The 7,329-nt window shown below is 70.5% G+C and carries 7 protein-coding genes and 1 pseudogene; 7 read left to right on the top strand and 1 reads right to left on the bottom strand.

Annotation, left to right across the window (positions count from 1 at the left end; genetic code table 11):
* A pseudogene (locus ACWD35_RS44415) lies at positions 1-412 on the bottom strand (tyrosine-type recombinase/integrase); the annotation flags it as partial.
* Positions 413-860: 448 nt separating this feature from the next.
* Between ACWD35_RS44415 and ACWD35_RS44410 the strand changes: the two are divergent.
* The 7 genes from ACWD35_RS44410 to ACWD35_RS44380 all read left to right on the top strand — a co-directional run.
* The gene (locus ACWD35_RS44410; RefSeq protein ID WP_451357012.1) at positions 861-1,904 is read left to right on the top strand and encodes a lytic transglycosylase domain-containing protein; all 1,044 of its coding nucleotides are present in this window, start codon (positions 861-863) and stop codon (positions 1,902-1,904) included.
* A gap of 101 nt (positions 1,905-2,005) precedes the next feature.
* Positions 2,006-3,064, top strand: a complete 1,059-nt coding sequence (locus tag ACWD35_RS44405) for an RNA polymerase sigma factor (RefSeq protein ID WP_451357011.1) — start codon at positions 2,006-2,008, stop codon at positions 3,062-3,064.
* A 107-nt stretch (positions 3,065-3,171) separates the two neighbouring features.
* Positions 3,172-4,101 carry an ABC transporter ATP-binding protein gene (locus ACWD35_RS44400; protein ID WP_451357010.1) on the top strand — a complete coding sequence of 310 codons (930 nt, stop codon included), beginning with the start codon at positions 3,172-3,174 and terminating at the stop codon, positions 4,099-4,101.
* Positions 4,098-4,868 carry an MlaE family ABC transporter permease gene (locus tag ACWD35_RS44395; protein ID WP_451357009.1) on the top strand — a complete coding sequence of 257 codons (771 nt, stop codon included), beginning with the start codon at positions 4,098-4,100 and terminating at the stop codon, positions 4,866-4,868. Before ACWD35_RS44400 ends, ACWD35_RS44395 begins: the two co-directional genes overlap by 4 nt.
* A gap of 3 nt (positions 4,869-4,871) precedes the next feature.
* Entirely contained in the window at positions 4,872-5,696 is an 825-nt protein-coding gene (locus ACWD35_RS44390; protein ID WP_451357008.1) for an MlaE family ABC transporter permease, read from the top strand.
* 11 nt (positions 5,697-5,707) lie between these two features.
* Positions 5,708-6,964: an MCE family protein gene (locus tag ACWD35_RS44385; protein ID WP_451357007.1), complete on the top strand. Its 1,257-nt coding sequence runs from the start codon at positions 5,708-5,710 to the stop codon at positions 6,962-6,964.
* Positions 6,961-7,329, top strand: a 369-nt coding sequence (locus ACWD35_RS44380; protein ID WP_451357006.1) for an MlaD family protein, incomplete at its 3' end; no start/stop codon positions are given. The genes ACWD35_RS44385 and ACWD35_RS44380, both read left to right, overlap by 4 nt.

Here is a 7,329-nt window from a genome sequence, read left to right as displayed (position 1 = left end):
GGATGAAGCCGTCAACCACCTTGTGATCGAAGGAGTTCATCCGCCGGCTGCCGAGCGCCGGGGAGAGGTGATGCTCCAGCAACGAGTCGAGGTACCGTACCGACGAGACCGCCAGGTGCCGTTGGCCGGCCTTCCATTCCTCGGTGTACTCCTCGAACCGCATCGTGCCGTACGTCCGGATGCGCTCCGCCTTCGACTGTGACCGGGACGTCGCCTTCTTCTGGTTGTAGATCTCCGTCAACCGCTCGATCGCCCTGTCCTGCGTCGCGAAGCCGGACTCCTCGGTCTGCTTGCCCGCTGCGCTGCGGTATCGGATCGTGTACTCGTGCGGGCACTTCGACCAACGGGCCTCAGGATGCTCGCAGTCCTTGAAGAAGGTGCCCATTCCGCGGGCAAGCGCGCGTGTCGCCATATGGCGCTGTCTCCTCGGCGTCCGATGCTGACCTTTTGCTGACGCCCGAGGGTCTTCGATGCCCCTGAACTGGGAAGAACCGCCGAATCCGTGATATGTGGCACAAGGAAAGCCCTGCGCCTGAGACTGGTCCCGGCGTACGCCAACCACCCATGTTCTCAAGCCTGTTGGAGTCCCCGCGTCCAGGTCAGCACTGCTCACACGGGCGGCGAGCTGACACGCTCCCGCTTCGAGCCAGACCGTCCGCAGCCCACCCTTACGCACGTGGTCGGGCGGGTCGGCGATCGGGGTCGGTGACCGCCCCGACCGCTTGGTGAGACCTTGACGGACACGCGTGTGTACCCCCCTCCCGAAAAGGCGCCGCCCCATCCGCCCGGTTCCACGCGACGGACCTGCCCTCCGGCCGCGTAGAGCAGACGACGGATTCACCCACGGAGGGGACTGCACAGTGACAGCGCGTGCACTCAAGGGGGCACTGAGGGGTGCCAGGGGTACGGCGATCGCGGCGGCGGCGATGGCCGTCCTGACCGCGTCGCAGGCGCCGGGGGCGGTCTCGGCCGAGGCCGCGGAGCCCGCGCGGAAGGCGGCTCCCGCCGAGCACGGCCCCAGCGTGTCCGGCAACACCCCGTACCGCACCGGACTTCCCCCGCTGCGGACACGGAAGAACGGCTCGGCACCGGGAGCGATGGGCGGCGGCGCCCTGCCCGCGAGCGTGTTCGCCGCGTACCGGCGTGCCGAGGAAGAGCTGGCGCGCAGCGAGCCCGGCTGCCGGCTGCGCTGGCAGCTGCTGGCCGCGATCGGCCAGGTGGAGTCCGGGCAGGCATGGGGCGGCCGGGTGACCCCGGACGGTACGACCGTGACGCCCATCCTCGGCCCGCGGCTGACCGGCGGCGCCTTCGCCGTCGTGCCGGACACCGACGGCGGCGCGTACGACGGCGACACGGTGTACGACCGCGCGGTCGGCCCGATGCAGTTCATCCCGTCCACCTGGGCCCACTGGGGCGCGGACGGCAACGGCGACGGACGGTCGGACCCGAACAACGTCTACGACGCGGCGCTCGCCGCCGGCCGCTACCTGTGCGCGGGCGGCCGGGACCTGTCGCACCCCGCCGACCTGGACCGGGCGATCCTGGGCTACAACCACTCGGACGCCTATCTGCGCACCGTCAAGGCCTGGTACGCGTACTACCTGACCGGACACCGCGTGGTGCCGGACGCGTCCGCCGGATCCCGGTCGGACCGGCCAAAGCCGTCCCGCCCGCAGAGGCCGAAGCCCGCGCCGTCGAAGCCCTCGGACGACCGGAAGCCGAGCCCTGGTCCCTCGCGCACGCCGTCCACGCCGCCCGCCTCCCCCTCCCCCAGCCCGTCCCGTACGGCCGGCGTCCCGAAGGCGTCCGGGACGCCGCTGGTCCCCGTCCCCGAGCCGACTCTCACGCTGCCCGGCGGCGGCGTGCTGCCCGACGCCGGGCCGCTGACCATCGGCAACGGCTAGAACACGATGGGCGTCTCCCCCTCCACAACCACGACTACTCGGCGGTAATGTCGCCGCCCGCCGGAAGCACAGGACCGGCGGGTGAGTGCGAAGGGGCCCTCATGGCGACGGACATACCTGCGGACACGGACATACCTGCGGACACAGCGGCCGCCGAGGAGCGTTGGCAGCGCATGTGGAGCCATCGCGAGCAGCTGCTCAAGGTGGCCCGACGACGCTCCATGAGCCAGGAGGACGCCGAGGACGCCGTGCATGAGGCGATGCTGCGGGCCGCGGAACGCCCGGACCTCGACGACGAGCGACTCGGCGCCTGGCTGACGAAGGTGACGATGCGGCTGTGCGTCGACCGGTACCGGCAGGTCAACCGCGAGGCCGAGGTGGGCAGCCGCCCCACGCTCGTCGCGCCGGGCCCGGTACCCGTCGAGGAGGCAGTGTGCGACCGGGCCGAGGCGAAGTGGCTCGCCGTGCGCAGCGGTGAGCTGCCCGCCCGGCAGGCGGAGGCGCTCCGGCTGAAGTCCGAGGACCTGGACGTGAGCCAGGTCGCGGTGCGGATGGGGCTCAGCTACCGGACCGTCGAGTCGCTGCTCGCCCGGGCCCGGCGGACGCTGCGCGCCTCGCTGGCCGGGACGCTCGGGCTGGTGCTGTTCCTGGTCGGGCGCGGGCGGCTGCGCGGGGGCGGCAAGGCCCAGGTGGTCGCGGTGACCTCGACGGCGGCGACCCTGGCGGTGGCGGGGTTCGTGCTGCCGTACGCGCTCAATGCGGGCGGAAACGGGAACGGTCCGGCGCCGCGGCCGGCCGCGTCCAGCAACGCGCAGGTCCGGCTCAGCGACGCCACGGGCCGGGGACGCACCCCCAAGACGCGCACCTCCTCGCCCCCGGCGCCCGAGGCCCGGAGTCGGACGCCCTCACCCACCGGGGGAACGTCCCTGCCACTGCCGGTGCCTGTGCCGTCCCTGCCGGACGTGCCCTCGTCCCCGCTCCCGGGGCTTTCGGCGCCGCAGGTGCCCGGCGTGCCGAAGGTGCCGGACCTGCCGACGAGGTCGGCCGCCTCGTCGGTCCCGTCACTTCCCCCGGCCTCGGCGGTACCGGCCGCTCCGTTCTCCGCCCCTGTCCCTGCCCCGAGGACGCCTTCGCGCACGCCGTCGCCGAAACTGCCGTAACACGCCGTAAACGCGTCCGAAAAAAATCCCGGTCGCCGCGACGGACGCCCCGCGCCTCCCCGTAGAGCAGATGTCGGAGCTGCTCCACGGGCGAAGGGTGGAACCGGATGGGTATCGAGATCTGTGTGGAAGGACTGACCAAGTCCTTCGGCCACCAGGTCATCTGGCAGGACGTCTCGCTGACGCTGCCTGCCGGGGAGGTCTCGGTGATGCTCGGCCCCTCGGGGACGGGCAAATCGGTGTTCCTCAAGACGCTCGTGGGGCTGCTGAAGCCGGAGCGCGGCTCCATCACGATCCAGGGCCGGGACATCACCAAGCTCCGTGAGCACGACCTGTACGAGGTGCGGAAGCTTTTCGGCGTGCTGTTCCAGGACGGCGCGCTGTTCGGCTCGATGAACCTGTACGACAACATCGCCTTCCCGCTGCGCGAGCACACCCGCAAGTCCGAGAGCGAGGTCCGGCGCATCGTGCTGGAGAAGATGGACATGGTCGGGCTGATCGGCGCCGAGGGGAAGCTGCCCGGCGAGATCTCCGGCGGTATGCGCAAGCGTGCCGGGCTCGCCCGCGCCCTGGTCCTCGACCCGGAGATCATCCTGTTCGACGAGCCGGACTCGGGCCTGGACCCGGTCCGCGTGGCCTACCTCAACCAGCTCATCGTCGACCTCAATGCACAGATCGACGCGACCTTCCTGATCGTCACCCACGACATCGCCTCGGCCCGCCAGGTCCCGGACAACATCGGGCTGCTGTTCCGGCGCGAGCTGGTGATGTTCGGGCCTCGCGAGGAGCTGCTGACCAGTGACGAGCCCGTCGTACGGCAGTTCCTGAACGGCCGGATGCAGGGGCCGATCGGCATGGCGGAGGAGAAGGACGCGGCCCAGGTCGAGCAGGAGCTGGCCCAGATCGACGAGGGTCCACGAGTCCGGGACCTGACTCCCCGCCTGCTGCCCGGCCCCGGCATCACCCGCCCGCCCCGCTGGGAGGCGATCGCGAGACGCGAGGCAGAGCTGCACGGGACGGGGGTGAGCAGCGCATGAGGCTCTCCCCGACAGGTGCGCTCCGACACTCGGGCAACCTCTTCGCGATGGCGCTGGACGTCGTCCGGACCCTGCCCCGACGGCCCTTCCAGGCACGGGAGTTCATCCAGCAGGCGTGGTTCGTCGCGAGCGTCACCATTCTGCCGACGGCGCTGGTCTCGATCCCCTTCGGGGCGGTCATCGCGCTGCAGATCGGCAGCCTGACCCGGCAGTTGGGCGCGGAGTCCTTCTCCGGTGCCGCGTCCGTGCTCGCGGTGCTGCGCGAAGCCTCGCCGATCGTCACCGCGCTGCTGATCGCGGGCGCAGGCGGCACGGCGATCTGTGCGGATCTCGGGGCGCGCAAGATCCGGGACGAGATCGACGCGATGCAGGTGCTCGGCATCGACCCGATCCACAGGCTCGTCGTACCGCGCGTGCTGGCGTCGATGGTCGTGGCCGTGCTGCTCAACGGCCTCGTCTCGGTCGTCGGTGTCGCGGGCGGCTACTTCTTCAACGTCGTCCTCCAGCACGGGACGCCCGGCGCCTACCTGGCGTCCTTCACCACCCTCGCCCAGCTGTCCGACCTGTGGGCGGCGGAGATCAAGGCGCTCGTGTTCGGGGCCATCGCGGCGATCGTCGCCTCGTACAAGGGGCTGACGGCACAGGGCGGTCCGAAGGGCGTGGGCGATGCCGTCAACCAGTCCGTGGTGATCACCTTCATGTTGCTGTTCGTGACCAACTTCGTGATGACCGCGGTGTACTTCCAGGCCGTCCCGCAGAGGGGTTAGCCGATGAGACCTCGGAAAGTCCTCGATCGCCCCTTGCGCTCACTCGAAGAGCTGGGCGCCCAACTGTCCTTCTACGGGCGCTCGCTCGCATGGACGGGCCGCACCCTGCGCCGCTACAAGAAGGAGATCCTGCGGCTGCTCGCCGAGGTGAGCTTCGGGCGCGGCGCGCTCGCCGTCGTCGGCGGCACGGTCGGCGTGATCGCGTTCCTGTCCTTCTTCACCGGCACCGAGGTCGGCCTCCAGGGCTACGCGGCCCTCAACCAGCTCGGCACCTCCAACTTCGTGGCGTTCCTGTCGGCGTACTTCAACACCCGGGAGATCGCCCCGCTGGTGGCCGGGCTCGCCCTGTCCGCGACGGTCGGCGCCGGGTTCACCGCGCAGCTCGGTGCGATGCGGATCAGCGAGGAGACCGACGCGCTGGAGGTGATGGGCGTCCCGTCGCTGCCGTTCCTGGTGACGTCGAGAATGATCGCCGGCTTCGTCGCGGTGATCCCGCTGTACGTGATCGGGCTGCTGTCCTCGTACCTGGCCGCCCGCACCATCACCACCGGCTACTACGGGCAGTCGACGGGCACGTACGACCACTACTTCCACCAGTACCTGCCGCCTGTCGACGTGTTCTGGTCCTTCGGCAAGGTGATCGTCTTCGCCGTGCTGATCATCCTGGTGCACTGCTACTACGGCTACCACGCGAGCGGCGGCCCGGCGGGCGTCGGCGTCGCGGTGGGCCGTGCGGTGCGGACCTCGATCGTCGCCATCAACGTCCTGGACTTCTTCCTGAGCCTCGCGATCTGGGGCGCCACCACGACCGTACGGATAGCGGGGTGAGAGCGGTGCGCATGCACAGAATGAGACTCAGGCTGTACGGCATCGCCTTCCTCGCCGTGCTCGCACTGCTGCTGTCGCTCGCGGTGGCCGTCTACCAGCAGGCGTTCACGTCCGTCGTGCCCATCACCCTGGAGGCCGGCACCCTCGGCAACCAGCTCGATCCGCGTGCCGATGTCAAGCTGCGCGGGCTGCTGGTCGGCGAGGTGCGCGAGGTGCACGCGGACGGCACGAAGGCCACGCTCGACATCGCGCTCGATCCCCAGTACGTCCCGTACATCCCCTCGGACGTGCACGCCCGCCTGCTGCCCAAGACGCTGTTCGGCGAGAAGTACGTCGACCTGGTCCCGCCCCTGCGTTCTGCGCGGTCGTCGGCTCGGCCCATCCGCGCCGGAGACGTCATCGCCCAGGACCGCACGAAGGTCGGCATCGAGGTGCAGCAGCTGATGAACGACCTGCTGCCGCTGCTGCGCACGGTCCAGCCGGGTGAACTCAACGCCACGCTCTCGGCGTTCGCCACAGCGCTGGAGGGCCGCGGCGACCGGATCGGTGACAACCTCACCCGGGTCGAGGGATATCTGCGCCGTCTCAACCCGCACATGCCCTCCCTCAAGCAGGACATCTCGCGGTTCGCGGACGTCGCCAAGGTGTACGGCGACGCCGCGCCCGACCTGATGCGGATCCTGCGCAACACGGTCACCACCAGCCGCACGATCGTCGACAAGAAGGACCAGCTGGCCGCCGCGCTCCGCTCGACCGCTTCCGTGGCGGACACGGCCAACGGCTTCCTGTCCGAGAACGGCGACCGGCTGATCACCCTGGGCCGGGTCTCCCGCCCCACGCTGGAGCTGTTCGCCCGCTACTCCCCCGAGTACCCGTGCCTGTTCCAGGGACTGGTCCGGCAGGAGAAGGCCTCGGAGGACGCGTTCCGGGGTGGCGAGATGCGGATCACCCTCGAAGTCGTCCGGCCGCAGGGGGCGTACCAGCCTGGTGAGGAGCCGGTGTACGGCGAGCGGTCCGGCCCGAACTGCCGTGGCCTGCCGCATCCTCAGGTGCCCGGCCCGAAACCCCATCTCAATGACGGTACGTCGGCCGGAGGTTCCGGCGGCGCACTCCCCGGAGGTGTCAACGTGTCCGCCACCCGGGCCGAGCAGCGGGCCGTCGGCTCGCTCGTGGCCCCCATCATGGGCGTCCCCGCCGACCAGGTGCCGCCCGTCGCGACCCTGTTGTTCGGTCCGCTCGCGCGCGGAACGGCGGTGAGTGTCGCATGAGCAGGTCAGGAGCTCGGCAGACCGCCGCCCCGCTGGTCAAGTTCAGCCTCTTCGCACTGGTCACGATCGCGGCGACGGCGCTGCTCGCCGCCACCATCGTCAACATCTCCTTCACCCCGAAGGACACCTACCACGCCGTGTTCACCGACGTCACCGGGCTGGAGACCGGCGACGACATCCGCGTGGCCGGAGTGCGGGTGGGAGAGGTCGAGGGCATCCGGGTCAAGAACCGGACCCTGGCGGACGTCACGTTCACCGTCAACGCGGTCCGGCCGCTGCTCGCGGGGACCCACGCGGTCGTCCGCTACCGCAACCTGGTCGGGCAGCGGTACATCGCGCTCACCGAGGGCCCCGGCGACGTCACC

It is taken from the genome of Streptomyces sp. NPDC002671 (assembly GCF_053592475.1).
The sequence above is the reverse complement of the archived record's forward strand: the minus strand, read 5'-3'. Positions and strand labels throughout refer to the sequence as shown.